The 805-nt window shown below is 71.7% G+C and carries 2 protein-coding genes; one reads left to right on the forward strand and one right to left on the reverse strand.

From position 1 onward, the window contains the following. The coding region (locus tag ACNFOC_RS54780; RefSeq protein ID WP_416966369.1) for an ROK family protein at positions 1-248 on the forward strand (248 nt) is incomplete at its 5' end. A 9-nt stretch (positions 249-257) separates the two neighbouring features. On the opposite strand, the gene ACNFOC_RS54785 is transcribed toward ACNFOC_RS54780, so the two are convergent. Further along, entirely contained in the window at positions 258-551 is a 294-nt protein-coding gene (locus ACNFOC_RS54785; RefSeq protein ID WP_416966370.1) for a hypothetical protein, read from the reverse strand. Positions 552-805 lie beyond the last annotated feature (254 nt).

The raw sequence follows: 805 nt of genomic DNA on the forward strand, positions 1-805 counted from the left end.
CCCTCGCCGACCGACTCGCCCTCGGTGTCGCCTCCGTCGTCGCGCTGCTGGACCCCGGTTGCGTGGTCCTCGGCGGCGAGGTCGGGCAGGCCGGCGGCGATGAACTCGCCGTACGGGTCGCCGAGCGGATCGTCCGCATGTCCCCTTTGCCCGCAGAGGTACGCCCGAGCGTCCTCGGCGGCGCCGCGGTCCTGCGCGGGGCGTTGCTGACAGCGCAGGACGGTGCGCAGAACGACCTGTTCGGATAGTCAACGGGGCTACCCGGCCGCACGGGTCACCAGGCTGAACGGGGCGCACGGCGCGGCCGGCAACTCCCTTGTGCTGGCCGCTTCTTGACTGCGCCCGGCCCGGTGCGCGAAGCGACCTGTTCGGATGGTCAACGGGTCGCCTGGCCGCACGGTCCGCACGGCGTGGCCCCGCCAACTCCCGCGTGCTGCCCGCTTCTTGGCTGTCCCCGGCCCGGCATGCCCTGCGTCGGCCATCACGGCGACGGAGCCGCCCCACCGCAGGAAGCCGTCCGGGATCGCCGTCAACGGTCCAGGGTCAGACACCCCGGTTCGGTCCTCAACCCCCGTGCGCGGCCTGCGTCTTGACTGCCCTCGGCGCTACGTACGTCAACCGGGCGGGGGTAGACGCCCGACACTGCCGCCAACTCCCGCACACAGCCCCGCTCTTGGCCGTCCGACTAACCCACGCAGATCGCCGAGGCCAACAAGCGACTCGTCGACACCGTCGGGCAAGGCGGGGCCAACTTCGTCCAGAACGCGATCCTCGGCCCCTTGAAGGACAAGCGCGTCTCTACGAT

Origin of the sequence: Streptomyces colwelliae (genome assembly GCF_048158785.1) — a bacterium.
Lineage (GTDB): Bacteria > Actinomycetota > Actinomycetes > Streptomycetales > Streptomycetaceae > Streptomyces.